Source organism: Sphingosinicella terrae, assembly GCF_003347635.1.
Lineage (GTDB): Bacteria > Pseudomonadota > Alphaproteobacteria > Sphingomonadales > Sphingomonadaceae > Allosphingosinicella > Allosphingosinicella terrae.
In genome coordinates this window covers 1-1,295 of sequence record NZ_QDFY01000041.1, presented here as the reverse complement: position 1 = coordinate 1,295, position 1,295 = coordinate 1, and the positions used below count along the sequence as shown (strand labels likewise).

1 protein-coding gene is annotated in these 1,295 nt (G+C 64.6%); it reads right to left on the bottom strand.

What is annotated here, in order from left to right; translation table 11 throughout:
* Nucleotides 1-178: 178 nt before the first annotated feature.
* The gene (locus tag DDE10_RS23105; protein ID WP_114955164.1) at nucleotides 179-1,081 is read right to left on the bottom strand and encodes a LysR family transcriptional regulator; all 903 of its coding nucleotides are present in this window, start codon (nucleotides 1,079-1,081) and stop codon (nucleotides 179-181) included.
* Nucleotides 1,082-1,295 lie beyond the last annotated feature (214 nt).

The window sequence follows — 1,295 nt, the reverse complement described above, 5'->3', positions numbered from 1 at the left end:
CGCGCGGTCAGACGCCCCTTGGCATGCTGCGCCGCGATCCTCTTCTCGCCGCCGCCGAGCCGTGCCTGCTCGCGCCTCTTCTCCAGTTCCTCGATCCGTGTTTGCATGCCGACAGGGGAGGGCGATTGCCGGCCCGAGGCAAGGAGACAGTTTGCACGCTTCGGCTGCAGATTTGCAGTCAGGCCGGCGGTTCGGACTCCAATCCCAGCAGTCTAGATCGTTCGAGATGGGCAAGTTCGGCGAGCCACGCCCCGAACGCCTGGATCCGCGCCAGCTGGCGCGTGTCCTGGTGGGTAACCAGCCAGAAGGAGCGCCGGATCGATAGTTCGGGCAGCAGTCTCGTCAGTCGGCTATCGCCGCCGCCGATGAAGCAGGGGAGGATCGCGATCCCGGCGCCGGCGGTCGCCAGCCGATACTGGGCGTTGATGCTCGAGCTCCTGATCTTCGGCCGCAGTCCGGGCGAGATCTCATCAAGATAGTTGAGTTCGGGCGCATAGATGAAATCAGGAATATAGCCGATCAGTGGGTGTTCGCTGAGTTCTGACCGGTCGCTCGGCATTCGGGGGACCGACTCGAGATAGCTGCGGGCCGCGTAGATTCCCAAGGCGTAATCTGCCAGCTTTCGGCTTATCAGAGGACCACTGCGAGGCCGGGCGAGAAGGACCGCGATGTCGGCTTCGCGCCGCGAAGGATTGAGGAAGCCGCTGCTCGCGACCAGATCGACCTGCACGCGCGGGTGGAGCTTCAGGAATGCCATCAGCCGATGCGCCACGATCCAGGTTCCGAACCCCTCCGACACGCTCAACCGGATCGTCCCGGCCAGGCCGTCGCCCGGATGGGCATCCTGGATCCGGTGCATCGCTTGCTCGACCTGCTCGGCCAAGACCAGGAGCTGCTCGCCGGCCTCGGTAAGCACCTGGCCTTCCCGCGCCTGCTCGAAAAGTGTCTGCTGAAGGGTAACCTCGAGCCGGCGCACACGTCGTCCGACCGTGGTCGCATCCACACCAAGCCTCGTGCCGGCCCGCGTAAGCTGTCCGGTCTGGGCCAGGGCAAGAAAATGGCGGAGGTCGTTCCAGTCCATGCCTGCAAAAGTACAGCTCTGTCCTGCAGGTTCAACCGTTGCCTGCAGTGATGCCGGCAATATCCTGGAGCGAAGGAGGATGCGTCATGCGTAACATCGACCATTTCATCGCCGGCGCGGGTCATGCGGCGGGCGAGCGGCAGGGCGACATCTTCGATCCCAACAATGGCGGGGTGCAGGCGCGGGTGCGGCTGGGCAATGCGGCGGATCTCGA